Raw genomic sequence first — 25799 nt, 5'->3', positions numbered from 1 at the left:
TGAATATGGATATGGCGTATTACCGAAGTCTTTTTGATGTGTTGGAGACTGGCAGCGCGAGCGCTGCCAGTTTTCCATCTTGAAGGCGTTCAGGTAGCGTTGATTTCGCTATGGCCGCCGCCGTGGCCACCATTGCCACCGTTGCCATGCTCACCGCCGCCGCCCCAGCCGGCGTGGTCGCCACCATTGCCGTTGCCACCACCGTTGCCGTTGCCGCTACCATTGCCATTACCGTCATGGCCGCCTTGGTTGCCGCCGTGCTCACCGCCTCCGTGACCACCGCCACTTTCGCCATGACTTCCGCCATTGCCGTTCCCGCTGCCATTACCGTTGCCTCCACCGTTACCATTTCCGCTGCCGCCTTCGTGGCCACCGCCACCCCAGCCGCCGCCGCTCTGGCCGCCACCGTGATCGCCACCGCCATGGCCACCGCCACCGCCCCAGCCGCCGTGGTCTCCACCGCCGCCCTGGCTGCCGCCGCCGCTATGGCCTCCGCCATTGCCATTGCCACCACCGTTGCCGTTGCCGCCGCCATTACCATTGCCGCCGCCCCAGCCGCCGTGATCTCCACCGCCGCCATGGTTACCGCCACCGCCGTGGTTGCCACCGCCGTTATGGCCTCCGCCATTGCCGTTGCCGCCGCCATTACCATTGCCGCCGCCCCAACCGCCGTGATCTCCACCGCCGCCATGATTACCGCCACCGCCATGGTTGCCACCGCCGCCGTGATCTCCACCGCCGCCATGGTTGCCGCCACCACCGTGATTACCGCCGCCGCCCCAGCCGCCGTGATCTCCACCGCCGCCATGGTTACCGCCACCGCCATGGTTACCGCCACCGCCATGGTGTCCGCCGCCGCCATGATGGCCACCGCCGCCGTGATGTCCGCCACCACCATGGTGCCCGCCACCTCCGGGATTGCCACCGCCAGGGTTACCGCCGCCGGGATTGCTGCCGGTGCCTGGGTCGGTGCTTACGGGATTTCCGTTGTTTCTGTCGTTGTCGCCCTGGTTGTCAGGGGTCGTGGGAATTGTGGCCGTTGGCCTGCACAGGAGATATTCTATCGTCCCTGGCCTCACCCGGTCGCATCTTTGTACGCGCGTTTGTGCCGATGCCAGTGTGGTACTGGACAGCAAGATTGCAATACACGAAAACACAGTTGTTATCTTACTGCTCATGGGATTCCTCCATTGATTGGCAGTTTTATGACCGCAATCTGGAGGCTATATTAAGAAAATATTATCCACAACGTGCTGATATACTGTGATTATTTCGTACTAATACCTTGACTGTAATTCCATTTAGCTAGATTCGCGACGTTACTATCCGAAAGTATTATTCTGATTTGAGGATTTTTTTCTAATTTTTAACGTTTTTGTAGTTCGGCGCGAAGGTTGATGCCAGGTGTGGGATGTTTGTTGCGTTTGGAAAAATTCCCGATTTGGCACATATCAAAACGGGGTAGATTAATTTTTTTTTGATATTTTAGGCTAATCATGCGAATAGGTGAGCCTTAGGCGCGTTTTAGAGGTGCATTTAGTTCGAGTACGACGTGATGTCGGGTCACCTTCAGTGTGAATGCCTACTTGTTATTGCGTGAGTCGGGCGGCGGATGCCGAACCCTTGGATCACCAGGCTACCTCGAAGGAACTGGCATAATCATGAAGATTTCCGTTTTAGCTTTCGCTCTTCTGGGCGCGGCAACGCTTTGCTCTAATGTCTCCGCAGGCCAGCTTCAGGCCACACGCTCCATCGCAGCACCTGAAGGTTTCTCCTCCGCCTGTCAGCGCTACAGCTGGCTCTGTTCCGCCAAGGCCGGCACGAAGATGAGCGATGAAGATGCGCTTGCACTCGTGACCAAGGTCAACAGGCAGGTCAACTCCGCCATTCGTCCCGCCGAAGACACTGTTGTCTATGGTCGCAGCAATTACTGGTCTCTGCCGAAAGACGGACGCGGCGACTGCGAAGATTACGCCATGGCAAAGACCAAGGCGCTGCTGGATGCAGGCTTTCCTGCCAGCAGAATGTCGGTTTCCGTCGTGTTGGACCGTGGTGGCAACAACCATGCCGTCCTGATGGTCCGCTTTGCGGATGGCGATTACGTTCTGGACAACATGACCAGCTCGATCAAATCCTGGGATCGCACCGGCTACACCTTCCTCGCTCGCCAGAAGTTCGAGAACAAGGCGGCCTGGGAAGTCATCCTGTCCGGCCCGCGCGCCAAGCAGTTGAGCGAAATCTGATTTAGACCGTTTCTCATTGATAATGGGAACGGTCTAGCGGTCTCGCAATCTCAGCTCATCGGTTTGCATTTGCAGTGAACCGAGCGTGGAGAGGAAGGTCATGCCCAGCAGGCTCTGGTCCAGTTGACCATCCTGCGCCACGAGGGCAGGGACATTACGCCTTACAATCGGGCCGATGGCGATTTCCGACAGGCGAACGGGGGCGGCGGATGTCCGCCCATTGGCCGTCATCACGGTGACCGTATAGGCCAGATTATCCACATTGATGCCGACTGCCTCCGCATCGCTGCGAGACAGCACAACGGAGCTTGCGCCGGTATCGACAAGCATGCGCACCGCTGCGCCATTGACCTGCGCATCGGTCTCGAAATGGCCGCTCATGGATTTGTTGAGAATGACTTCCTGCGCACCGTCCTGCGTGGTGACGACCACGGCGCGGCCGGGCATCAGCCCTGCCAGCAACCGTTCTCCGAAGCGTTGGGCATCATAACGATAGAGATAGGCCGAGACGAGGCCGAGGATGATGACGAGCCAGATGGCCAATTGCCGCAGAACCGTTGAAAAGCCGCCGCGATTGCCCGCCAGGATGCCGACCGACAGAAGGCCCGCGATAGGCAGAAGATAAACGGCTTCCCCGAATTGCTCGTTATTGATGCCGAAGGTTTGGCCGCTATCATGATTGATGATCAGCAGTGCAAGACCGACGCCTAGCACGAGAAAAACGAAAGTCAGCCTGTTCATGCGTTCGCAGTCTCCTCAGTATTTCCCGTATTCCTCGCAGCCAGACGGCCCGGCAGGTCAGCCATGATCTGGCTGCGCTCGGCATTGCTATAGCGCGACCACGCCATGATCTCATCTATGCTGCGATGACAGCCATCACAAAGGCCATCTTGCGGGTCGAGCGTGCAGACATTGATACAGGGCGTTTCCATCGACTTTATATCCGCACTTCACGCAATGAGAGCAAGGCCTGCGAGCATCACGATCTCCGTGATCTGCTGGGTTGCGCCGATGGTATCGCCAGTGTGACCTTCGATCTTGCGCAGGCAGAACCGGTTGAACAGATGGGTCGCGACGCATGCGGCTATGAGCGCCAGACCCAACGGCACCAGTTGGAGGAAGGGCAGGCCGAAAAGAATGGCGATGCCCAAACCGAAGATGAGGGCGGTGTTGCGCTCGCGCTCTCCCGGCTGACCTGCCGATACGGCAACGCCACCGTCTCTGGCCGGTGACAGCGCCTGCCAGTGCCAGACCATCAGTCCACGGCTAAGGCATGCCGTCGCCAGCAGGGCGACGAAGATGGCAAGCGGCGAGGCTTCGCGGATCAGCGCGGCAATGGCGGCTGTTCTGACGAGAAACGACAGAGTGAGCGCGATGGCGCCATAGGTGCCGATGCGGCTGTCCTTCATGATTTCGAGCGCGCGATGCTTATCCCTGCCGCCGCCGAAGCCATCCGCCGTGTCGGCAAGGCCATCTTCGTGCAGCGCGCCTGTCATCAGTGTTGCGATGGCGAGCGTGATGGCGGCTGTCAGCAGCGCGTCGGCATGGAAATGGGCTAGAAGCGCCGCGACGAGGGCTGAGGGCAGGGCGATGAGAAGACCGGCAGCGGGAAAGGCGCGGGCGCTTTCGCCCATGGTGCGATGCTCGTTTTCAAAGAAGATGTCGTGCACCGGAATGCGGCTGAGAAAGCTCAGCGCGCGCATCATATCCGTCAGAAAATCCCCGGCCCGCAATCGTCTCTCCAATAGTTGAGGTGGCGCTTGTCGCATTTGAGGTTGTCGCTGCGCGCATCCCCGATTATGAGAAGCGCAACAAAGACCGATTTGCCGGAAAACACAAGCGTCCGGCACGACCAGAAAGACCGATATCATGAGCATGAGCGGATTGCCTTTTGATGATTTTCGCACGCTGCTGCGCGACCTGCCGGGACCGGACACGCACGCGCTCGTGGCTGCCAAAGAGCGCAACGCACAGCTGACGAAGCCTGCCGGTTCGCTCGGTCGTCTGGAAGAAATCGCCATGTGGCTGGCGGCGTGGTCTGGCCGCGCGCCAGCCGTTACCCGTCCGCTGGTGGCAATCTTTGCCGGAAACCACGGTGTTACCCGCCATGGCGTCACACCCTATCCATCTTCCGTCACCCAGCAGATGGTGGAAAACTTCGCCGCCGGTGGTGCCGCCATCAACCAGATTTGCGTGACCCATGATCTGGGCCTGAAGATTTTCGATCTGGCGCTCGACTACCCGACCGGCGACATTACCTGCGAGCCTGCGCTTTCCGAGCGCGACTGTGCCGCCACCATGGCCTTTGGCATGGAGGCGATTGCCGGTGGCACAGATCTTCTCTGCCTCGGTGAAATGGGTATCGGTAACACCACCATTGCGGCTGCAATCAATCTGGCGCTCTATGGCGGCACCGCTGAAGAGTGGACCGGCCCGGGCACCGGTTCTGAAGGCGATGTCATGGCGCGCAAGATTGCTGCTGTGAAAGCCGCCGTCGAATTCCACAAGGATCATCTGTCCGACCCACTGGAAATCATGCGCCGTCTGGGAGGTCGCGAAATTGCGGCCATGGCCGGCGCCATTCTGGCTGCGCGCGTGGAGAAGATTCCGGTGTTGATCGACGGCTATGTGGCAACGGCTGCGGCGGCCTTGCTGAAGGCTGCTAATCCTGCTGCGCTTGACCATTGCCTTATCGGCCACGTCTCCGGTGAGCCCGGCCATCTGGCCGCCGTTGAAAAGCTTGGCAAGACGCCGCTGCTGGCGCTTGGCATGCGTCTGGGGGAAGGCACGGGTGCAGCCCTTGCTGCCGGTATCGTCAAATCGGCAGCGGCGTGCCATTCTGGAATGGCAACATTCGCCATGGCGGGTGTCGATACTCGCACCGACCACTGAGCACGCCGATGGACAACATCAACAACACGCCTTCTCCTGAACCGGTTTTTCGCAAGGAAACCGGGTTCAAGCATCTTTTTGCCGCGGCCCGTTATTCGGGGCAGGGGCTGGTGCGTCTGTGGAAGGAAGCGGCATTTCGCCACGAGGTGCTGGCTCTGGGCGCGGGGCTCGTGCTGCTGGGCGTCATCGGTGCACCATTGCCGCATTACCTGATTTTCGTGGTTCTGATGCTTCTGCTGTTTTCTGTGGAAGCCCTGAACACGGCCATCGAAGAAATCGTAGACCGCGTTTCGCCGGAGTTTTCTTCCGCCGCTCGCAACGCCAAGGATCTCGGCTCGTTTGCGGTATTCTGCCTGCTGCTCGCCAATGGCGGATTCGTGCTGTACTCGCTTGTCAGCACCTTGTTCTTTTCGCCGGTGATGCTTTAAGCGAACGAACGCTTGCGGGGCTGCACCACCTGCACGTCTTCCACGGCGGGAATGCTTTGCAGCACGCGCTTGGCTGGCAGAATGGCGATAACTTCCGTGCCTTCGCGCAATCTGGATTTCAGCACGAACTGCCCGTCATGCTTGGCGAGAATGGCCTGAACGATGGGCAGGCCGAGGCCCGTGCCCTGTTCCGCGCTCTTGATGGCGATCGATCCCTGGCCGAAGGCAGAGAGCACGACCGGAATTTCCTCTTCAGGAATGCCGGGACCATTGTCCTTTATCGACACATATTGCCCGCCGCCCGCCGTCCAGCCCGCCTTGATGGAAATCTCGCCGCCCTGAGGCGTGAATTTCACGGCGTTGGACAGAAGGTTCAAAATGACCTGACGGATGGATTTTTCATCTGCCCAAACTTGCGGCAGGGTGGTTTCAAACTGCTGTGAAATGCGGATGTTCTTGGCGCGCGCCCGAAGCTGGATCATGCCGACGCAATCTTCGGCAATTTCCAGAAGCGCGATGGCTTCCTCATGCAGATCGTAGCGACCGGCTTCGATGCGCGAGAGATCGAGGATTTCGTTGATGAGGTCGAGCAGGTGCTGGCCGGAGCGGTGAATATCGCCGGAATACTCTTTATATAGAGGGTTGTTCAGCGGCCCAAGGACTTCCGATGCCATGACCTCGGAAAAGCCGAGAATGGCGTTCAGTGGCGTGCGCAGCTCGTGCGACATGGACGCCAGAAAACGGGACTTCGCCATATTCGCTTCTTCTGCCCTGCGACGGGCCTCATCCGACATGGATTTTGCCACTTCCAGCTCTGCAATCAGGTCGTCCTTCTCAGACTGGAAGGACAGAAGCTTGATGCTGGAGTGATAGAGACGCTTCGTGACGTGATGGCAAAACAGCATCGCCATGGAAAACATCAGCGCCAGACCGATTTCCATGGGGCTGCGAGACAGCGCGGCGGTGACGCTGAGCGCCACCAGCACTGGCAGGAATGTCATCAACGTCGCGCGCCGCAGCAGGAAGTTGGATGTCGCCGTGATCGACAGCGCAATAAGTAGAGTCGCGCCTTTGTAGAACATGATGAGCGAGGCATCGCCGGGCTCTATGCGCTGGATCGCAAACAGCACCCAGACGAGGCCGATCACGATCTGCGTGGCGAGGAATATGTTGTTCCAGGTGACGATGTTTGCGGCGTTCAGTTCCTGCCGCGATGCGCGCCGTGCAAAAAAAAGCGCGAGCGCATGGGCGGTCAAAGCCAGCACGGACCAGCCGATGATCTGCGGATCGCGGCTGATATAAATGCCTACGCCGGTGGCCAGAACGATGAAGAGCGGCATGATGGTTGCGCTCTGCAAGGTCTCGGCAATGTGCATCTGCAGCATGTCACGCTCGAAAGCGTTGGCGCTGACAGGGCCATATTGCAGGCGCTCACGCGTCGACTTGACCGTGTCGAAAACAGCCTTGTTGCGCCGTGTCCGGGACCGGTCGACGATGTTTTTGTCGGCAGTGGTGCTAGCGCTCTTACTCATGGACACAACGCGAGTGATCTAAAGACTTGCAGCCTAATGGCAAAATCTTAAGAAGATGCTGCTGTTAAAGGATTTGTTTGCCATTTCTGAAAAGGGTTTGTTCTTACATGAGACGAAAGTCAGGCACGCCCTTCCGGCTGGTGAAGGACGGCATCATCGCGGCCCTTATACTGGTCATGGGAACGCTGATTGCGGCGAAGGTGGATGGCCTGAACCAGGAGCGGTTTTCGGGTCGGTTTACGGCGGTCGATGGCGATACAGTTTCGCGGGATGGCGAACGCTTTCGTCTTGTCGGAATCGACGCTCCGGAACTGGGCCAGACCTGCCTGCGTGACAAAAAAGAGTGGCCGTGCGGTGCTGAGGCAAAAGCCTATGTGAAAACATTGCTGCAATCCGGCACAGTGGAATGTTCCGGCAACGAGAGGGATCGCTACAAGCGGTTGCTGGTGCGCTGTTCCATCGAGGGCAAAGACGTTGCCGCGCAGATCGTGGCTGCGGGTTTTGCGGTGACGACGGAGTATTTCCTCTTCTCGCGCGAGCAGGCCTTGGCGCAAAACCAGCGGGCTGGCATCTGGTCCGGAACGTTCGAGCAGCCGCGCGACTGGCGGCGGGAGCATAAGGCTGCCGATATGGATGTACCTCTGGCGGGTGTGCTGTCTCTGGTTCGTCATATTCTTGGGTGGTAAGGTCGCGTCATGTTGGCAAAGACGGAGCAGGATGAGGTGTTGATAGCGGCATTGCGGCGGGATATCGCGCACTGTCGCATCTGTCGGGATACGCCGTTAAAGGGCGAGGTGGATCGCTTGCCGCATGAGCCGCGCCCCGTGGCGGTGATTTCCAGCAAGGCGAGACTATTGATTGCCGGGCAGGCACCGGGCCTGCGCGTACATGAAAGCGGGCTGCCGTTCAACGATGCCTCCGGCAACCGCCTGCGGAATTGGCTGAATGTCAGCCGCGAGACATTCTACGATGCCGACCGTTTTGCGATCGTGCCGATGGGCTTCTGTTTTCCCGGTTACGACGCCAAAGGCAGCGATCTGCCGCCGAGGCTGGAATGTGCGCCGCGCTGGCGCGAAAGCGCTATGCAGGCCATGCCGCAGATCGAGCTCATTCTGGCCATCGGCCAATACGCGCAGGCCTGGCATCTCGGTGCATGCCGTATGAAAACCATGACGGAAACAGTGCAGAACTGGCGCAGCTATCTCTATGTAAATCAGGGCGTGCCGGTGCTGGCATTGCCGCACCCAAGCTGGCGAAACAGCGCCTGGCTCAAGAAAAACCCCTGGTTCGAGGGGGAATTATTGCCCGTGCTTCGACAGAATGTGGATAGGCTACTCTCCTGAAACAAATTTCTTTTTTTTCCTTTTTTTTAGTGTAAACAGAGGAAAATAATTCTGGAGGAGAGTAGATTGGACCGCCTCGACCGAAAAATACTACGAATTCTGCAAGAAGACTCTACCCTTGCTGTTGCCGACCTTGCCAAGAAGGTTGGTCTTTCCACGACGCCATGCTGGAGACGTATCCAGAAGATGGAAGAGGACGGTGTCATCCGTCGTCGTGTCGCCATTCTCGATGCCGGCAAGGTCAACACCAAGGTCACGGTGTTCGTTTCCATCCGCACCGCATCCCACTCCATCGAGTGGTTGAAGCGCTTTTCCGAAGTCGTCTCGGAATTTCCGGAAGTGGTCGAGTTCTACCGCATGAGCGGTGACGTGGACTATCTGCTGCGCGTCGTGGTGCCTGACATCGCCGCCTATGACGCCTTCTACAAGCGCATGATCGCCAAGATCGAAATACGCGACGTATCCTCTGCCTTCGCCATGGAGCAGATCAAATACACGACGGAACTGCCGCTGGATTACATGCTGCTGGACAACCCGAAGTCCGGCGAAGAGTGATGTGAAGAGGCGTGCCGGATGGCGCGCCCACTCTTTCGTTCCTTATTCCTGTGACGAGCATAGGAATGAGCGTAACTGACGTTACGCCATCACCCCTTGAACTTAGCAATCACCAGATGACCCGGCGTCGGGTGTCCGTCCTGCATGCGCACGTTGATGTCGGTGACTTCGGTGATCTCGAAACCGGTCGCAGCAAGGCGTTCGCGGACATAGGTTTCGGAATGGGCGAAACGCTGGTGCGGGCCGACCATATAGGGGCGGCCAGCGAGGATTTCGGTAGGCAGTGTTTCCGATGAGAAGATGAAGACGCCACCTTCGACCATATTTTCAGCCGCGCCGAAAAAGATAGGCTCCAGTGCGCCGAGATAGGGCAGCACGTCGGTTGCCGTGATCAGGTCGAAGGGCTCGTCGTCATTGTCTTCCAGAAAGTCTTCGACTTCCGCGATGTAGAGCGTTTCGTAGAGTTCCTTTTCATGGGCGAGTTCGACCATGTTTTCGGAAATGTCGATGCCGGTAATGTCTTCCGCCATGTCGCGCAGGGCTTCACCGGTCAGGCCTGTGCCGCAGCCGAGGTCGAGCAGACGCTTGAATGGGCCGAGTTCCAGCGTTTGCAGGCGCTGGCGCACGATCATTGGTACGGCATAGCCGAGCTGTTCGACCAGAATATCCTCAAAGGCTTCGGCCTGCTGGTCGAAAAGGGTTTCGACATAGGCATCCGGTGCCTTTGGTGGCGTTTCGCCGCGTCCCATGGAGGCGATGCGAACGGCAGCGCCGCCGTGATCGTCCGGGTCGATGGCCAGAACCTCTTCGTAAGCCTTGACCGCAGCATCGATATCGCCAGCCTTTTCCAAGGCAAGAGCGCGGTTATAGGCTTCGGCTAGAGCCTCTTCATCGATCTTCTGGTTCTTCGTCATGGCGCGCATCCGGGGCTTGGCTTTGAAAATTGAAGCCTGCTTAGTCCGCAACGCCGTGAGGTGCAATCCTTGTTTTCGTCAGTGGAGGATGAACTCTCCCTTGAGCGAGCGCCATTCCTGCGCCGAAATCAGCTGGCGGTGGACGTAGCGCACGGAGTGCAGCGGCCCATCCAGCTTTTCCTGCCAGAATTTGAGGAAGCCCTTCATTTCGGGAAAATCCGGCGCAAGATCGTAGTTCTGCCAGAGGTAGGTTTGCAGAACGACGGGATGGTCCGGCATATGATAGAAAATCTGGGCCGTGGTAACGCCATAGCCCTTCAGCATCATTTCCATGTCTTTGTTCATGGCGGCTGCTCCGGTTCTTGTTGGTCGCCGATACTTTGGAAGTATCGCAGACCATGGGAGCATGACATGATTAACCGAACCTTGCCAATCGGCCAGATTGTCACAAATTCGTTATATTTTTCAGTCTGTTAGCATTCGTTCGGCATGAGTGCTGCCAAGCGTTTACCGGGTGAGGTGCCGCGTCAGACGCGCCTCCAGCCATGCCCAGACGTGACGCAATATTTCGACCATGGAGAGATAGAAAATCGCAGCCCAGAGATAGGTCTGGTAATCGAATGTGCGCGAGAACGCATAACGTGTCTGGCCCATCAGATCATAGACGGTGACGATGGAGACGACGGCAGACCCCTTGATCATCAGGATGATTTCGTTGCCGTAGGGGCGCAGCGCCACGATGAGGGCTTGCGGCAGAACGATCTTCCAGAATGTCACCGGCTTGGAAATGCCAAGCGACGCGGCACCTTCCAGCTGACCCTTCGGCACGCTCTGGATCGCGCCACGCAGGATTTCCGCCTGATAGGCAGCTGTATTGAGCGTCAGCGACAGCAGGCCGCAATACCAGGCCTCGCGGAAAAACCACCATAGGCCGACGGCTTCCATCTCAGGTCGGAAACTTCCAAGGCCGTAATAGATCAGGAAGAGCTGCGCCAGAAGCGGCGTGCTGCGGAACACATAAACATAGACATAGGCCAGCGTGCCGAGAATGCGATTGCTGGACATGCGGGCAAAGGCGATGGGCAGCGATAGCATAGCGCCAAGAATGATCGATGTTCCCACCAGTGTGATGGTGGTGATCAAGCCATCCAGATAGCGGGGGCCATAACGCGTGAACTTGTCTGGGTCCCAATCATCGATAACGCTGTAAATGAGACCCAGCGCCAGCAGCAGCCACAAGCCGGTTACGGTAACGCCAACGATTTTGGAGGCGGAAAGCGGCTTGGCGGCGGCAGGCGGGGCAGGGCGTGCGGGAATGAGGTGTTCGGCGTGGCTCATCGGCGTGCCTCCGAACGGCGCGACCAGCGGTCGATGAAGCCAAGCCCGAAGGACGAAATCAGCGCCAGAATGAGATAGAGCAGACAGGCGATGCCGTAAAAGAAGAAGGCTTCCTTACTGACGCGGGCAGCGATGCCCGTCTGACGCAAAATATCGGACAGGCCGATGATGGAGACGTAGGAGGTATCCTTGAGCAGGATCATCCAGAGATTCGTCATGCCGGGCAGCGCAATGCGCACCAGCTGCGGAATGATGATGAGAACCATGGTGCGGCTGCGGGAAAGACCCAGCGCATCGCCCGCTTCATACTGGCCCTTGGGAATGGCGCGGAAGGCGGACAGCAGCACTTCCGACGCGTAGGACGAAAAGACCACCGAAAGCGCCACCATGCCCGCAACGAAGGCATTGATCTCGATGGGGCCGGAAAAGCCGATATAGCCACCGGCGGACTGCAACAGCATCTGTATGCCGTAATAGACGATGAAGAGCGTCAGCAGTTCCGGCAGACCGCGAAAGATGGTGGTGTAGATACCGGCGGCAAGCCGCAGCGATTTTTCACTGGATTGCGCCGCAAGCGCAATGAGAAAGCCGATGGTCAGCCCAACTGGTAAGGTGGCGAGCGCAACGGAAATGGTGATCTTGACGCCATAGGCGATTTCATCGCCCCAGCCCGCATCGCCACAGGCAACGAGTGTTCCGTTACCGAAGAGAGAGAAGATGCCGACCGGTCCGCAGAATGGATCGAAGAGATAAGTGAGATAGGTCCAGAACGAACCTATGGCGGAAAATGCTCCGCTCATGCCAATTTCCCCTGCGGTCTTTGCCGCGCGTTTCGTATTGTTTTATGACCTTGTTCTCAAACAAAAATGGCGGAAGGGCAAGCCTTCCGCCACAATATTCAACAAACAAATCGCTTACTTGCCGTAAACGTCGAAATCGAAGTACTTGTCGTTGATCTTCTTGTACTCGCCATTGGCACGGATTGCGGCGATTGCAGCAGTGAACTTGTCGGCAAGCGCCGTGTCACCCTTGCGAACCGCAATGCCTGCGCCCTGACCGTTGATGGCTTCATCAACCGGCATTGGCGTCAGGATCTTGCAGCACTTGCCAGCGTCGGACTTGACCCATTCCGACAGAACGACGATGTCGTCGATGACGCCATCGATACGACCGTTGGTGATGTCGAGCTTGTACTCGTCAGCCGTCGGATAGAGCTTCAGCTCTGAATCCGCCAGGTGCTTTTCGGCGTAGTTGGCGTGGGTGGTGGAACCCTGCGCGCCGATGGTCTTGCCCTTCAGGTCTTCAACCGTCTTGGCCGGGCTGTCCTTTGGCACGGCAATCGCTGGCGGCGTGTTGTAGTACTTCTTGGAGAAATCGACCTTTTCCAGACGCTCTGGCGTGATCGACATGGACGCGACGATGGCGTCGAACTTCTTGGCCTGCAGGGCAGGGATGATGCCGTCCCAGTCATTCGTGACGAAGGTGCACTCTGCCTTCATTTCAACGCACAGCGCCTTGGCGATGTCGATGTCGAAGCCGGTCAGCGTGCCATCTGCTTCAAGAACGTTGAAGGGTGGGTAGGCGCCTTCCGTGCCAATGACCAGCTTGTCCTGCGCCATGGCGGCACCGGAGAAAAGCGACATCGCGGCAATCGATGCAGCAGCTAGCAGACGGGTGGAAATACGCATTTCGATCCTCTCTTTCGGCGAGTCTTCCGCACCGGTTTGTTTATGTTTTCCGGGCGGTGAATGTTTCGCGTGGCCTCTTAGCCCGAAAGGGTGAGCGCCGCGCTTGGCGGATAGTCTTATCCTTGTCTTGAAAATGCAACCCTAATCGTTTCGCACCGCAACGAAGGCCACAATCAGTTCATGAAAAGGCCTTGATCTGTTCATTTGCGGTACAGAACAGCTTCGCCATGATGGGAACAAGACTGCCATTCAGGCGTTGTTCACCGCCCGCATGTGCAGAAGGTTTTTCAAAAGGCCGTGAGACAGCGGTATAAAGACGATCACTAGGTGAGGAACTACGATGCTCAAGAAAAACAAGCTGCTGACCGGGGTGGTATTTCCGCTCATGTCGATTGCGATGGTTGCCGAGCCTGCATTGGCTGCGGCCAACGCGGGCGCTATTCATTATACATCATCTCAAACCACGGATGCCGCCAGCGCACCTGTCCTTCTGGCACAGGCAGACCCCAATGCTGAGGAGCTTCTGAAGAAGCGCCAGCAGGAGCAGCCAAAGGAAGAGCCGAAGGCCGAACAGCCTCAGCGTCAGCAGGAAGAAGCTCCGCGCCCACGCCGTGAGGCAGCGCCAGAGCAGGCACCTGAACAGCAGCGTCCACGCCGTGAAGCAGCCCCCGAAGCTGCACCCGAGCAGCAGCAGCGCCCACGTCGCGAAGCCGCACCGGAGGCAGCACCCGAACAACAGCAGCGTCCTCGTCGCGAGGCAGCCCCCGAAGCTGCGCCAGAGCCGCAGCAGCCACGCCCGCGCCGTGAAGCTCAGCCGGATGCAGCACCTGCGCAGGCTCAGCCCGAGCAGCAGCAGGAGCGCCCGCGTCGTCCACGCGACCAGCAGCCAGCGGCTGAAGGCGAAACACGTCCGGAACGTCCACGTCGCGACGCCAAGCCGGATGCCGCGCCCGATCAGGCTCAGCCGGAACAGCAGCAGGAACGCCCACGTCGCCAGCAGGGCGATCAGCAGCCAGCCGCAGAAGGCGAACAGAAGCCACGCCCTGAAGGCGAGCGTCCTCGCCCAGGCCAGGAGCCAGCACCGGCAGCCGGCGAAGCAAACCCGGAAAAGCCAGCCGTTCCAGGCAAGAAGCCAGCAGCCCCGGAACCGGATGCAAAGAACGCACCTGTGCCTGCCGAGCCGCCGACACCCGGCCAGCCGCCAAAGCCAAGAGAGCAGCCGAACCCCGCACCGGGCCAGCAGCCTTCCGAACAGCCGCGCCCACCGCGTGGCCAGAACGGTGAACCTACACCGATGCCAAATGCACCGACGCCCGCACCGCAGGACGGCAGAACCACAGGACAGGCGCCAGCTGGCGAACCCGTTCCTGATCAGGTCGCAGTTCCGCAGCAGGAAGCGCCTCCTTCGACCAAGGAGCAGCTCGACAAGGCCCGTGCCGTTGCCAAGGACCCATCCAAGTCTGCCGACACTGTTATCCTGCCGGTAGACAAGGGTGCTGCGGTTCTCGACAGCGACAAAGAAGCCGAACGCACCGGCAACCAGCAGTCCCGCGAGCAGCGCCGCCAGGAACGCGAGCAGGTCCAAGACTACAAGGTGCCGACATCTGACGCGGAAGCGCAGGCTGCCGCGCGTGGAAACAATCCTGCACCGCAGATCAACATTCAGGCCATCACCAATATTCAGGGTGAGCGGATCAACCGCCGTCCAGACTATGATCGCCCGGATGGCGTGCGCGAATGGCAGCCCCGCGATATGCCGCGCGGCGGCCCACGGGATCGGGACATGGGCGACCGCGTCTTCCTGCAGTTCGGCGACCGCGTGGTCGTGCGTGGCAATGACGACGATCGTTTCGTTCGCGATGGTGCCAAGCCATACTACGAGCGTCTTCCTGACGACCGCTACCGCGAAACGATCGAGCGGCCAGATGGCACGCAGGTCGTGACCGTTCGCAACCGCTACGGCGATATCATCCAGCGTTCGCGTATCGATAATCGTGGCCGTGAATATGTGCTGTTCTACGCACCGGAACTCGTGGATGAGCCGGATCGTGAATATGTCTATCGCGACCCGGGCCTGGACCTGCCCCCGATGCGCCTGCGCATTCCGGTTCAGGACTACATCATCGACACGTCCAGTGATCCGGACCGCGATTACTATCGCTTCCTGGAGCAGCCGCCGGTCGAGCCCGTCGAGCGCGTCTACACGATGGATGAAGTGCGCTACTCCGCCCGTATTCGTGACAAGGTCCGCCGTATCGACCTCGACACGATCACCTTTGCGACCGGCAGTGCCGAAATTCCGATGAGCCAGGCACAGTCTCTGCGCAAGGTGGCGGATGCCATCAACAAGGTGCTGAAGAACAACCCGGCGGAAACCTTCCTCATCGAAGGTCATACCGACGCCGTGGGCAGCGACGAGAGCAACCTTGTTCTATCCGACGAGCGTGCTGCGTCAGTCGCCAATGTGATGACAGATGTTTACGGCATTCCGCCGGAAAACCTGACGACGCAGGGTTATGGCGAGCGCTTCCTCAAGGTCCAGACACTCGGACCAGCACAGGAAAACCGACGCGTAACCATCCGCCGCATCACCTCGCTGGTGAAGCCGATCGCGCAGAACTAAGCGGATCACACGTACTAAAAAGCCCGGGAACCGAGAGGTTTCCGGGCTTTTATTTGTCCTGCGTTACTTGCTAAAACGCAGCGCCTTCAGCTTCAGCCCAACGCAACCGCGATTTCGGCAGCAAGGCGGGCATTGTTGCGCACCAGTGCAATATTGGTCTCAAGGCTGCGGCCTTCGGTGATTTCGAAGATTTTTGCCAGCAGATATGGCGTGACCGCCTTGCCAGCAATCTCGTCTTCCTCGGCATGGGACAGCGCCCGGGTGATGTAGATTTCCATCTCCTCGCTGGCGATCTCATCTTCTTCCGGAACGGGGTTGGCGATCAACATGCCGCCTTCGATACCCAGTTGTTCGCGGGTGGACTGGAAGTTCGCAATGGCTGCCGGGCTGTTGAGTGACAGGGGGCTCTTGAGGCCTGACGAGCGTGACCAGAATGCCGGAAATTCCGTCGATCCGAAGGTGGCGACCGGAACGCCCTGCGTTTCCAGCACTTCCAGTGTCTTGGGAACGTCCAGAATTGCCTTTGCACCTGCGCAGACGACGATCACGCCGGTCTTGGCAAGTTCGGTCAGGTCGGCAGAGATATCGAAGCTCTCTTCCGCGCCGCGATGCACGCCGCCGATGCCGCCTGTGGCGAAAACCTTGATGCCTGCATGTTCGGCGGCAATCATTGTGGCGGCAACGGTGGTGGCGCCGGTGCGACGTTCGGCAATGGCAAAGGCGATATCGGCGCGTGAAACCTTCATCGCATCCGTCGTCTGCGCAAGCGCCTCGAGCTGGTGCTTCTCAAGCCCGATATGCAGCGTGCCGTGAATGACGGCGATGGTCGCGGGCACCGCGCCCTGATCACGGATGATCTGCTCCACGCTTTCAGCCATCTGGATATTGCCGGGGTAGGGCATGCCATGGGTGATGATGGTGGATTCGAGCGCGACGATGGGCGCGCCGCGCTGTTTTGCTGCGGCAACCTCGTCCGAATAGGCGATGGGCAAAAGCGGGAGCTGGGGTTTTGTCATTGTTTCTTCCAATTCTATGTCAGCGATCTCTTCACAACATTTCGGCTGCGGGGACAAGGGCCAGCATCGCTTCCAGCGAGCCCGTGTTGAGTTCCGCTGCCGTAGCACTGACCGATTGAACGGTGATGGCAGCCGCCGCCGCACCCCAGCGAAGGGCCTGCGAAGGCGGCTCACCTTGCGAAATTGCGGCGAGATAACCCGATGCCATCGCATCTCCCGCACCGGTGACATCCCGCACGGCTTCGATCAGCGGTGGGTGAAGGATAGCCGTTTCCCGCTCGGAAAAAGCGACGACGTGACGTGCACCGCTGGTGATGACGCCGCCGCGAAGACCGAGTTCGGCGAGGTGCTTTGGCCATTCGCGCACGTCGTGCACACTTTGACCCGTCAGCGCATGCGCCTCCGCCTCGTTCATGAACAGCATATGGAGATCCGGCAGTGCCGCTTTCAGCCTCACCACCTTGGCGGGGGAAATGGCGATGGCAGCCAGAGGCTTTCCACAGACCCGCGCTGCCGTGCCGATGGCCTGTAACGTATCTTCGGGCAGGTTGGCGTCGCAGAGGATCATGTCGCTTGCCATGATCGCGTCGCGAACTGCGCGCACCCGCAGGCGACGCGGGGTGAACAGCCTGTAGAGATCCATATCCGCAATGGCGATGACGAGGTTGCCGTCGCGTTCCAGAATGGCGGTGTAGCTTGGCGTGCGGCGGTCGAGAAAGGTGAATGGCGTGTCTTCCACGCCTGCTTCGCGCGCAGCAGCGGAAACCGTCTCGCCATTGGCATCGCCGCCGCGTGGCGCGATGATCCTGACCGTAAAGCCAAGCCGCGAGAGATTGCGCGCGGCGTTGAAACCGCCACCGCCTGCCTCTTCCATCCACGCGCCGGGATTGCTGGCGCCAACCACGGTTTCGGTCTCGATCATGCCGCGGCGGTCTATATGTGCGCCGCCAAGAACGAGTATTTTCTTCACTGCAAACTTTCCTTTTGTGATCGGTCAGAATCGCGTCGATTCGTGCCTGATGACCTGTTTGGACGCTATCGTATCAGCCATTTTTTCCACAGAGCAAAAAGAAAAACAAAAGTAGAACAAAGGACTTATCCATATTTGATTTCAATATGATGATGCGCGCTTGTGGAGGGAGAACAAATAAAGTACAAAATCGCCATAGAGAGCTTCATTGCCTGTGCGGCTTCAATAACCTAAAGGTGGTTTCCAGATGGCACAAAATTCTTTGCGTCTTGTAGAGGACAAAGCAGTGGATAAAAGCAAGGCACTGGAAGCGGCGCTTTCCCAGATCGAACGTTCGTTCGGTAAGGGATCGATTATGAAGCTCGGTTCCAATGAAAGTATCGTCGAGGTAGAGACCATTTCGACAGGGTCGCTCAGCCTCGATGTTGCACTCGGCATCGGTGGTCTGCCAAGGGGCCGCATCATCGAAATCTATGGACCGGAAAGCTCCGGTAAGACGACGCTTGCTTTGCAGACCATTGCAGAAGCGCAGAAAAAGGGCGGCATTTGCGCCTTCGTGGATGCCGAACATGCGCTCGATCCAGTCTATGCCCGCAAGCTCGGCGTCGATCTGCACAATCTTCTGATCTCCCAGCCTGATACGGGTGAGCAGGCGCTCGAAATCACCGATACGCTGGTGCGTTCCGGTGCGTGTGATGTTCTCGTGGTCGACTCCGTTGCGGCGCTAACACCGCGTGCGGAAATTGAAGGCGAAATGGGCGACAGCCTGCCGGGCCTTCAGGCTCGCTTGATGAGCCAGGCGCTGCGCAAGCTGACAGCTTCGATTTCCAAGTCGAAGACGATGGTCATCTTCATCAACCAGATCCGTATGAAGATCGGTATTTCCTATGGTTCGCCGGAAGTAACGACGGGCGGCAACGCGCTGAAGTTCTACGCCTCCGTTCGCCTCGACATCCGCCGCATCGGTGCGGTCAAGGATCGCGAAGAAGTCGTCGGCAACCAGACCCGCGTCAAGGTCGTCAAGAACAAGATGGCACCTCCCTTCAAACAGGTCGAGTTTGACATCATGTATGGCGAAGGCGTTTCCAAGACCGGTGAGCTGGTTGACCTTGGCGTCAAGGCCGGGCTTGTTGAGAAGTCAGGTGCCTGGTTCTCCTATAACAGCCAGCGTCTGGGGCAGGGGCGTGAAAACGCCAAGACCTTCCTCAAGGAAAACCCTGCGGTTGCCAATGAGATCGAACTGGCCCTTCGCCAGAATGCTGGTCTGATCGCAGAGCGCTTCCTTGAGAATGGTGGACCGGAAGCCGATTCTGACGGCGTTGACCCCGACGCATAAGTGAGCTTTGCCCGGCTCCGGCTCGGCGATATCTTGGAATTTGAACTGTAAAGGCCGTGCGATTGTTTCGCGCGGCCTTTATTTGTGTCGTAACGCCGCCCTCTTTGGCTGGACAGGCAGGGTGGTGAGCGATAAAAGCCATTGATTTTTATGCTATGGCCGCGTGACTGCGTGGCAATGAAGGACTTCGTATGAGCGGTGTAAATGAAATCCGGTCGACCTTCCTCGACTACTTCAAGAAGAACGGCCACGAAATCGTGCCATCCAGCCCGCTGGTGCCGCGCAACGACCCGACATTGATGTTCACCAATGCGGGCATGGTGCAGTTCAAGAACGTCTTCACCGGACTGGAAAGCCGCCCATACTCGACAGCCGCGTCGTCGCAGAAATGCGTGCGCGCCGGTGGCAAGCATAACGACCTGGACAATGTCGGCTACACCGCCCGTCACCACACCTTCTTCGAAATGCTGGGCAACTTTTCCTTTGGCGATTATTTCAAGGAAGAGGCGATCACACACGCCTGGAACCTGATCACCAAGGAATTCGGTATCGACAAGAACCGTCTGCTTGTGACGGTCTATCACACCGATGACGAAGCCTTCGACCTGTGGAAGAAGATTGCCGGTTTCTCCGATGATCGCATCATCCGCATTCCGACCAGCGACAATTTCTGGGCGATGGGCGATACCGGCCCGTGCGGTCCCTGTTCCGAAATCTTCTATGACCATGGCGACCACATCTGGGGCGGCCCTCCCGGCTCTGCCGATGAAGACGGTGACCGGTTCATCGAAATCTGGAACCTCGTGTTCATGCAGTATGAGCAGGTGACGAAGGAACAGCGCATCGATCTGCCGCGCCCGTCCATCGATACCGGCATGGGTCTGGAGCGCATTTCCGCGCTGCTTCAGGGCAAGCACGACAATTACGATACCGACCTGTTCCGCGCGCTGATTTCCGCGTCCGTCGAAGCCACCGGCGTTCCGGCTGAAGGTGCGAACCGCGCAAGCCATCGCATCATCGCCGACCATCTGCGCTCTTCTGCCTTCCTGATTGCCGATGGCGTTCTACCGTCGAATGAAGGTCGTGGCTACGTCCTGCGCCGCATCATGCGCCGCGCCATGCGCCATGCCGAATTGCTGGGCTCGCGCGAGCCGCTGATCTGGAAGCTGCTGCCAGCACTCGTTCAGCAGATGGGTCGCGCCTATCCTGAACTGGTGCGTGCCGAAGCGCTGATTTCGGAAACGCTGAAGCTCGAAGAAACCCGCTTCCGCAAGACGCTGGCCCGTGGCCTGACCCTGCTGTCGGATGCCACATCCACGCTCCACAAGGGCGACATGCTGGACGGTGAAACGGCCTTCAAGCTTCATGACACCTACGGCTTCCCGCTCGATCTGACGCAGGATGCACTTCGCGCCCGCGAAATCGGCGTGGATGTTGCCGGCTTCACAGACGCTATGGAGCGTCAGAAGGCCGAGGCTCGCTCACACTGGACCGGCTCCGGCGACAAGGCGACCGAAACCGTCTGGTTCGAACTCAAAGAAAAGCACGGCGCAACCGAGTTTTTGGGTTACGACACGGAAACGGCGGAAGGTATCGTTCAGGCCATCGTCAAGGATGGCAAGTCTGTCGATAGCGCTGTTGAGGGCGAAAGCATTCAAATCGTCGTCAACCAGACGCCATTCTACGGTGAGTCCGGTGGCCAGATGGGTGATACCGGCATCATCTCGTCCGACGACGGCAGCTTCACGGTGTCCGACACGCACAAGAAGGGCGAAGGCCTCTTCGTGCATATCGGCACTGTTGCCAAGGGTGGCGTCAAGGTTGGTGATGAAGTTCAGCTGACGGTCGATCACGACCGCCGCTCACGCCTGCGCGCCAACCATTCCGCCACGCACCTGCTGCATGAAGCGCTTCGCGAAGTTCTCGGCACGCATGTCGCCCAGAAGGGTTCGCTGGTCGCGCCCGAGCGGCTGCGTTTCGACGTCTCTCACCCCAAGCCCATGTCGGCTGAGGAGTTGAAGATCGTCGAGGAAATGGCCAACGAAATCATTCTCCAGAATTCGCCTGTCGTCACGCGCCTGATGAGCGTGGACGATGCGATTGCCGAAGGTGCGATGGCGCTATTCGGTGAGAAATACGGCGATGAAGTTCGTGTCGTATCGATGGGCACGGGCATTCACGGCGCGAAGGCCAATCGTCCCTATTCCGTTGAACTCTGCGGCGGCACGCATGTTGCGGCCACCGGCCAGATCGGTCTGGTACGCGTTCTTGGCGACAGCGCCGTGAGCGCGGGTGTGCGTCGTATCGAAGCGGTTACGGGGGCAGGGGCTCTCGCCTATCTGGCCGAGCAGGATGATCGCGTCAAGGCGCTTGCGTCTTCGCTCAGGGTTCAGCCAGCCGAAGTGCTGGGCCGCGTCGAAGGCCTGCTGGATGAGCGCAAGAAACTGGAGCGTGAACTGGCCGACGCCCGTCGAAAGCTCGCCATGGGTGGCGCTTCGTCCGAGGGTTCTGCTGGCGATGTCAAGGAAATCGGCGGCGTGAAATTCCTTGCCAAGTCTCTCTCCGGCATCGATGCGAAGGACCTGAAGAGCCTTGCGGATGAAGCCAAGGGTGGCCTTGGCTCCGGCGTGGTTCTGCTGATCGCGGTTTCAGAAGACGGCAAGGCCAGCGCGGTTGCTGCCGTCACCGAAGACCTGACCTCGCGCTTCAGTGCAGTTGATCTGGTGCGCACCGCGTCCGCTGCTCTCGGCGGCAAAGGCGGCGGCGGTCGTCCGGATATGGCGCAGGCCGGTGGGCCGGATGGCGCAAAGGCGGATGAGGCCATAGAGGCCGTGGCCGCAGCGCTCGCTGCTTGATTAATTGAAAAAAAAGGGCGGGTTTGACCCGCCCTTTGCATATGAGGCTTCTGATCGCTTCACCCCCTGGCTTGCAAAGCACTGAATATGTTGAATGTTGGGGTTCGTTAGATCCCCGGGATGAGCCCGAGGATGCGGAAGAAATAGCTAAGCGTATTTGAAACGCGCCATATGCCTGCTCACCAAACCCCCTTAACTCGCTGCCTGCAACTGCTTCGTGGCTTCTTCATCGATTTGATGCGCGCGCTTATAGGCCGGGCGTTCGCTGAGGTGGCCGAGGTAATCCACAAAATGCTGGCGTTTTTCGATGGTGCCGAATTGCAGGCCCCAGCTGATATGGGAGCCGACATAGACATCGGCGGCTGTGAAGTGGTCGCCTGCGACGAACTGGTTTTCGCTGACCGCCTGTTCCAGCGTTCTCATGACATCGGCGTAAGAGCCGCATCCGGCCATGCGCAATTTGTCCGGTGAGATTTCAAATCCCATCGCTTTCATGGTCACGGCCATTTCCAGTGGACCTGCCGCGAAGAACAGCCAGCGATAATAAAGCCCGCGGTTCTTGACCGCTGGCGCAAGGTTTGCGCCCGGGAAGGCATCGGCAAGATAGGCACAAATGGCGGCACATTCGGTGACGATCGTATCGCCATGCTTGATGGCCGGAACCTTGCCCATGGGGTTGATGGTCTTGTAGGCGTGGGATTTCATCTGGTCGCCAAAGCCCAGAATTTCCGTGTTGTAGGGCACGCCGACTTCTTCCAGCATCCAGCGCACGATGCGCCCGCGGGACATGGGGTTGGTGTAGAATGTGAGTTCGCTCATGATGTTTCCTCCCTTGCTTTCTGCTTCACGTCGCTCTCGCTTGGCCTCTTGTCGGCAGATGTTGTCTGAGGGAATTTTGCGCCTGCGATGCGACGCAATCAAGACATTGCGCCATAAAACGAAACCCGGCAAAGCCGGGTCTCTGATGATCTGTCTAACGTATGGTCTTCAGCTCTTTACGGCCTTGAGCGCGGAGCTGCAAAGGCTCCAGTAGCCGCCACCTTTCTGAATCCATTTGAGGTCGTTTAGCGTGCCCGCATCCTTGTTGGCATGGTAGCTGTCCACGCAGGTCTTCATGCGCGCCTTGCCGGGCGTTTCAGAGGCATATTTCTTATCCACGGCCTTGGGGAAGGTTACGCCTTTGGGCGCAGCCATCATCGGCTTGTCGGGTTCTTTTTCCGGGGTCGATGCGACGTCCTTCTCGTCCGCAGCATCTGCCGCGGCTGTATCTGCGCCGCAGAACTTGGCGCGGTAGTCATTCCATTTCATGTCCTTGGCGCTGCCATCTGTTTTGGCGGCCTGGTATTTGGTGCTGCATTCTTTCATGGTCAACGCAGATGCAGGCGATGACAGTGCGAAACTGGCCATCAAGGTACCGGCGGCTGCGAGCAGAAGCTTTGTAGACATTGGACTGCCTCTCTTATTGGATTGCCTCTATGGATGATGCATGCGGGTGATCGCCACTCAGGACGGAAGAACGCCGTCGGGGCTGTCCTTGTCGATTGCCTTGGGCAAATGTTCGGCAAGGATCTGTGGCAGCTGGTCGATATCAACCCCGAAGGATTGAGCCAGGCTGCGCAATTGCTCTGATGATAAGGCTGCTTTGATCTGCTCGGCAGAAACGGGGAGATTGTTACCCGTGCCGATCCATGAGGCGACCTGTTCGCCAAGACCCGCTCGGTTCAGCTGGTCGGTTATGCCTTGCAGGCCACCGGCATTTTGAAAAAGTTGGTTGGCAACGGCGGCCAGATTGACTGACTTTCCGCTCAGCGCATCGCCAATGATACTTCCAAGTCCATCCAAAAGTCCCATTATAACCACCCTCGAGAAGAGCATTTATTATGTATTCGGGCACTTTCATCTGTCGCTACATTACCAGTTCATAACATTTCTGTCATCAGCAATCATACGGCGCATGTCGCGGCTGGCGGGCGGCATCCGGACAAAAAAATACCCGCGTCGGTGACGCGGGTATCGTGTCTAAAAAAGACGAATGGCCTATCAGGCAGCCATGGCCTTCTTGAGGTTTTCATCGATCTTGTCGAGGAACGCCGTTGTGGAGAGCCAAGGCTGGTCGGGGCCGATCAGCAGCGCGAGGTCCTTGGTCATGTAGCCGGCTTCGACGGTGTCGACGCAGACAGTTTCCAGCGTAGAGGCGAAGCGAGCCAGTTCCGCGTTGTCGTCCAGCTTGGCGCGGTGAGCGAGGCCACGGCTCCAGGCGAAGATCGAGGCGATGGAGTTGGTCGAGGTTTCCTGACCCTTCTGGTGCTGGCGGTAGTGACGTGTCACCGTGCCGTGCGCAGCTTCGGCTTCAACCGTGCGGCCATCTGGCGACAGAAGAACGGAGGTCATCAGGCCGAGCGAGCCGAAGCCCTGCGCAACCGTATCGGACTGTACGTCGCCGTCATAGTTCTTGCATGCCCAGACGTAACCACCGGACCACTTCAGAGCAGAGGCAACCATGTCGTCGATCAGGCGGTGCTCATAGGTAATGCCGACTTCGTCGAACTTTGCCTTGAATTCCGTCTGGTAGATTTCTTCGAACAAATCCTTGAAGCGGCCGTCATAGGCCTTGAGGATGGTGTTCTTGGTGGACAGGTAAACCGGCCACTTGCGCATCAGGCCATAGTTCATGGATGCGCGGGCGAATTCGCGGATCGATTCGTCGAGGTTGTACATGGCCATGGCAACGCCAGCGCCGGGCGCGTCGAACACGTCCTTCTCGATGACCTGACCGTCTTCACCAACGAACTTGATGGACAGCTTGCCCTTGCCGGGGAACTTGAAATCGGTTGCCTTGTACTGGTCGCCGAAAGCGTGACGGCCAACAACGATAGGCTTGGTCCAGCCGGGAACGAGGCGCGGCACGTTTTTGCAGATGATAGGTTCGCGGAAAATAACGCCGCCGAGAATGTTGCGGATCGTGCCGTTCGGGCTCTTCCACATCTGCTTGAGGTTGAATTCCTTGACGCGATCTTCGTCTGGCGTGATCGTCGCGCACTTGATGCCGACGCCGTGCTTCTTGATGGCATGGGCCGCATCGACCGTTACCTGGTCGTTGGTAGCATCGCGGTTTTCAACGGAAAGATCGTAATATTCGATATCCAGATCGAGGTATGGCAGGATCAGCTTGTCCTTGATGAGCTGCCAGATGATACGGGTCATTTCGTCGCCGTCGAGATCGACGACCGGATTGGCTACCTTGATCTTTGTCATGAATTCCTCACCTTCGAGAACGATTGCGCCGGGAGGGCGCGATATGCAAAAAATATCCCGTGGCGCTATAGCATCGTGAGCGTCGAAGGCAAAGCCATAGACACGCTTTTTTGGTTCTAAAACAACCTGAGACTCATTGCCAAAAACCATCCGCGAATTAAAGTCTGGCGAATCGCTTACGTAGGGTAAGCCCCGTGCCAGGACATCATCATGCGGAACATTCTGCTCGCCACCGCCGCCATTCTCTTTGCGACCAACGCCTTTGCGGCAGACCCGACGGAGCCGGTTAAAAAGGTGATGGACATCACCGTCAAGAACTGGTCGGGCGAGGCGGATGACTGGAAATACATCTTCGATGAGGATCTGCTGACGACGCTGTTCAGCAAAGCCTTCGTGGCGCAGTATCGTGAAGCGTCTAAGAAGCCTGCTTCCGATGTGGAGAGCGGCGATAAGGGCGATCCTTTCGGTTACGACGTCGTTACCAATTCGCAGGATGGCTGCCCCTTGCAGGACATCAGCATTACGCCAGCGCCGGCCAAGGATGGCGTGACGGATGTCACCGTAAAGTTCAAGCTTTGGGCCTGCATGGATGAGGCCGAGATGAAGGCGACAGTCGATCAGGTTAATTTCGATGTGATCGAGGAAGACGGCAAGCCTGTGATCAACGACATCCACCGCGTGGGTGACGAGGGCCGTGATTCCGTCGTTCAAGAGATGACAAACATCATCAAGGGCGAATAAGCCGCTTTCGCGGGCCGCTGCCTTTGATTTGTCCAGAAAACTGTGCCAGTGAAACGCCGAAATATTGGAA

The 25799-nt window shown here is 58.3% G+C and carries 26 protein-coding genes; 11 read left to right on the top strand and 15 right to left on the bottom strand.

What is annotated here, in order from left to right:
* Nucleotides 1-110 precede the first annotated feature (110 nt).
* Together ABUK73_RS02535 and ABUK73_RS02530 are read left to right on the top strand one after the other, a co-directional pair.
* Complete coding sequence (locus ABUK73_RS02535) at nucleotides 111-1232, top strand: hypothetical protein (RefSeq protein WP_353575887.1); 1122 nt, start codon at nucleotides 111-113, stop codon at nucleotides 1230-1232.
* A 429-nt stretch (nucleotides 1233-1661) separates the two neighbouring features.
* Nucleotides 1662-2243 carry a transglutaminase-like cysteine peptidase gene (locus ABUK73_RS02530; RefSeq protein ID WP_353575886.1) on the top strand — a complete coding sequence of 194 codons (582 nt, stop codon included), beginning with the start codon at nucleotides 1662-1664 and terminating at the stop codon, nucleotides 2241-2243.
* 33 nt (nucleotides 2244-2276) lie between these two features.
* Here the strand turns inward: ABUK73_RS02530 and ABUK73_RS02525 are convergent, their stop codons facing one another.
* From ABUK73_RS02525 to ABUK73_RS02515, 3 genes are read right to left on the bottom strand one after another with little or no spacing between them, the layout of a single operon-like run.
* A complete protein-coding gene (locus tag ABUK73_RS02525; RefSeq protein WP_353575885.1) occupies nucleotides 2277-2984 on the bottom strand; it encodes a TIGR02281 family clan AA aspartic protease in 708 nt (235 codons plus the stop codon).
* On the bottom strand, nucleotides 2981-3175 hold the full coding sequence (locus ABUK73_RS02520) for a DUF1289 domain-containing protein (protein ID WP_113088020.1): 195 nt from the start codon (nucleotides 3173-3175) through the stop codon (nucleotides 2981-2983). The genes ABUK73_RS02525 and ABUK73_RS02520 overlap by 4 nt, the downstream gene beginning before the upstream one ends.
* An 18-nt stretch (nucleotides 3176-3193) precedes the next feature.
* Nucleotides 3194-4012 (bottom strand): adenosylcobinamide-GDP ribazoletransferase, encoded by an 819-nt coding sequence (locus ABUK73_RS02515; protein WP_353575884.1) that lies wholly within the window; start codon nucleotides 4010-4012, stop codon nucleotides 3194-3196.
* Nucleotides 4013-4112: 100 nt separating this feature from the next.
* On the opposite strand from ABUK73_RS02515, the gene cobT reads away from it, so the two are divergent.
* Together cobT and ABUK73_RS02505 are read left to right on the top strand one after the other, a co-directional pair.
* Nucleotides 4113-5135 carry a nicotinate-nucleotide--dimethylbenzimidazole phosphoribosyltransferase gene (gene cobT / locus ABUK73_RS02510; RefSeq protein WP_113088022.1) on the top strand — a complete coding sequence of 341 codons (1023 nt, stop codon included), beginning with the start codon at nucleotides 4113-4115 and terminating at the stop codon, nucleotides 5133-5135.
* A gap of 8 nt (nucleotides 5136-5143) precedes the next feature.
* The gene (locus tag ABUK73_RS02505) at nucleotides 5144-5563 is read left to right on the top strand and encodes a diacylglycerol kinase (protein WP_113088023.1); all 420 of its coding nucleotides are present in this window, start codon (nucleotides 5144-5146) and stop codon (nucleotides 5561-5563) included.
* Here ABUK73_RS02505 and ABUK73_RS02500 read toward each other — a convergent pair.
* The gene (locus ABUK73_RS02500) at nucleotides 5560-7095 is read right to left on the bottom strand and encodes a sensor histidine kinase (protein ID WP_353575883.1); all 1536 of its coding nucleotides are present in this window, start codon (nucleotides 7093-7095) and stop codon (nucleotides 5560-5562) included. The two genes, ABUK73_RS02505 and ABUK73_RS02500, sit on opposite strands and share 4 nt — an antisense overlap.
* A 107-nt stretch (nucleotides 7096-7202) precedes the next feature.
* On the opposite strand from ABUK73_RS02500, the gene ABUK73_RS02495 reads away from it, so the two are divergent.
* The 3 genes from ABUK73_RS02495 to ABUK73_RS02485 all read left to right on the top strand — a co-directional run bounded on the left by ABUK73_RS02495 (nucleotide 7203) and on the right by ABUK73_RS02485 (nucleotide 8993).
* Nucleotides 7203-7781, top strand: coding sequence for a thermonuclease family protein (locus ABUK73_RS02495; protein WP_353575882.1), 579 nt, complete (start codon nucleotides 7203-7205; stop codon nucleotides 7779-7781).
* A 9-nt stretch (nucleotides 7782-7790) separates the two neighbouring features.
* Nucleotides 7791-8438 (top strand): uracil-DNA glycosylase family protein, encoded by a 648-nt coding sequence (locus ABUK73_RS02490; RefSeq protein ID WP_353575881.1) that lies wholly within the window; start codon nucleotides 7791-7793, stop codon nucleotides 8436-8438.
* Nucleotides 8439-8504: 66 nt separating this feature from the next.
* Entirely contained in the window at nucleotides 8505-8993 is a 489-nt protein-coding gene (locus tag ABUK73_RS02485) for an Lrp/AsnC family transcriptional regulator (protein WP_111838188.1), read from the top strand.
* A gap of 89 nt (nucleotides 8994-9082) precedes the next feature.
* Here ABUK73_RS02485 and ABUK73_RS02480 read toward each other — a convergent pair whose 3' ends face one another.
* The 5 genes from ABUK73_RS02480 to ABUK73_RS02460 all read right to left on the bottom strand — a co-directional run bounded on the left by ABUK73_RS02480 (nucleotide 9083) and on the right by ABUK73_RS02460 (nucleotide 12933).
* Nucleotides 9083-9907: a class I SAM-dependent methyltransferase gene (locus ABUK73_RS02480; protein ID WP_353575880.1), complete on the bottom strand. Its 825-nt coding sequence runs from the start codon at nucleotides 9905-9907 to the stop codon at nucleotides 9083-9085.
* Between the two features lie 78 nt (nucleotides 9908-9985).
* Nucleotides 9986-10252: an usg protein gene (locus ABUK73_RS02475; protein ID WP_113088026.1), complete on the bottom strand. Its 267-nt coding sequence runs from the start codon at nucleotides 10250-10252 to the stop codon at nucleotides 9986-9988.
* A 162-nt stretch (nucleotides 10253-10414) separates the two neighbouring features.
* Entirely contained in the window at nucleotides 10415-11245 is an 831-nt protein-coding gene (locus ABUK73_RS02470; RefSeq protein WP_113088027.1) for an ABC transporter permease, read from the bottom strand.
* Nucleotides 11242-12045, bottom strand: a complete 804-nt coding sequence (locus ABUK73_RS02465; RefSeq protein ID WP_353575879.1) for an ABC transporter permease — start codon at nucleotides 12043-12045, stop codon at nucleotides 11242-11244. Before ABUK73_RS02465 ends, ABUK73_RS02470 begins: the two co-directional genes overlap by 4 nt.
* Before the next feature lie 114 nt (nucleotides 12046-12159).
* Nucleotides 12160-12933, bottom strand: coding sequence for an ABC transporter substrate-binding protein (locus ABUK73_RS02460; protein WP_113088029.1), 774 nt, complete (start codon nucleotides 12931-12933; stop codon nucleotides 12160-12162).
* 340 nt (nucleotides 12934-13273) lie between these two features.
* On the opposite strand from ABUK73_RS02460, the gene ABUK73_RS02455 reads away from it, so the two are divergent.
* Entirely contained in the window at nucleotides 13274-15556 is a 2283-nt protein-coding gene (locus tag ABUK73_RS02455) for an OmpA family protein (protein ID WP_353575878.1), read from the top strand.
* A 92-nt stretch (nucleotides 15557-15648) separates the two neighbouring features.
* On the opposite strand, the gene ABUK73_RS02450 is transcribed toward ABUK73_RS02455, so the two are convergent.
* The gene (locus ABUK73_RS02450) at nucleotides 15649-16572 is read right to left on the bottom strand and encodes a pseudouridine-5'-phosphate glycosidase (protein ID WP_353575877.1); all 924 of its coding nucleotides are present in this window, start codon (nucleotides 16570-16572) and stop codon (nucleotides 15649-15651) included.
* Between the two features lie 31 nt (nucleotides 16573-16603).
* Nucleotides 16604-17542, bottom strand: a complete 939-nt coding sequence (locus ABUK73_RS02445; RefSeq protein WP_353575876.1) for a carbohydrate kinase family protein — start codon at nucleotides 17540-17542, stop codon at nucleotides 16604-16606.
* A 247-nt stretch (nucleotides 17543-17789) separates the two neighbouring features.
* On the opposite strand from ABUK73_RS02445, the gene recA reads away from it, so the two are divergent.
* Together recA and alaS are read left to right on the top strand one after the other, a co-directional pair.
* The gene (gene recA / locus ABUK73_RS02440) at nucleotides 17790-18878 is read left to right on the top strand and encodes a recombinase RecA (RefSeq protein ID WP_113088033.1); all 1089 of its coding nucleotides are present in this window, start codon (nucleotides 17790-17792) and stop codon (nucleotides 18876-18878) included.
* A gap of 191 nt (nucleotides 18879-19069) precedes the next feature.
* Nucleotides 19070-21733 carry an alanine--tRNA ligase gene (alaS, locus tag ABUK73_RS02435; RefSeq protein WP_353575875.1) on the top strand — a complete coding sequence of 888 codons (2664 nt, stop codon included), beginning with the start codon at nucleotides 19070-19072 and terminating at the stop codon, nucleotides 21731-21733.
* 192 nt (nucleotides 21734-21925) lie between these two features.
* On the opposite strand, the gene ABUK73_RS02430 is transcribed toward alaS, so the two are convergent.
* From ABUK73_RS02430 to ABUK73_RS02415, 4 genes are all read right to left on the bottom strand, one after another.
* Complete coding sequence (locus tag ABUK73_RS02430) at nucleotides 21926-22552, bottom strand: glutathione S-transferase family protein (RefSeq protein WP_353575874.1); 627 nt, start codon at nucleotides 22550-22552, stop codon at nucleotides 21926-21928.
* A gap of 168 nt (nucleotides 22553-22720) precedes the next feature.
* On the bottom strand, nucleotides 22721-23179 hold the full coding sequence (locus tag ABUK73_RS02425) for a hypothetical protein (protein WP_353575873.1): 459 nt from the start codon (nucleotides 23177-23179) through the stop codon (nucleotides 22721-22723).
* A 57-nt stretch (nucleotides 23180-23236) separates the two neighbouring features.
* Nucleotides 23237-23584, bottom strand: coding sequence for a YidB family protein (locus tag ABUK73_RS02420; protein WP_353575872.1), 348 nt, complete (start codon nucleotides 23582-23584; stop codon nucleotides 23237-23239).
* A gap of 189 nt (nucleotides 23585-23773) precedes the next feature.
* Nucleotides 23774-24988 (bottom strand): NADP-dependent isocitrate dehydrogenase, encoded by a 1215-nt coding sequence (locus ABUK73_RS02415; protein WP_112500010.1) that lies wholly within the window; start codon nucleotides 24986-24988, stop codon nucleotides 23774-23776.
* Nucleotides 24989-25198: 210 nt separating this feature from the next.
* On the opposite strand from ABUK73_RS02415, the gene ABUK73_RS02410 reads away from it, so the two are divergent.
* Nucleotides 25199-25729, top strand: coding sequence for a hypothetical protein (locus tag ABUK73_RS02410; protein WP_353575871.1), 531 nt, complete (start codon nucleotides 25199-25201; stop codon nucleotides 25727-25729).
* Nucleotides 25730-25799 lie beyond the last annotated feature (70 nt).

The sequence above is a fragment of the Agrobacterium vacciniicorymbosi genome (assembly GCF_040427045.1).
GTDB lineage: Bacteria > Pseudomonadota > Alphaproteobacteria > Rhizobiales > Rhizobiaceae > Agrobacterium.
Note: the sequence above shows the minus strand (reverse complement) of the source record. Positions and strands in the feature narration are given on the sequence as shown.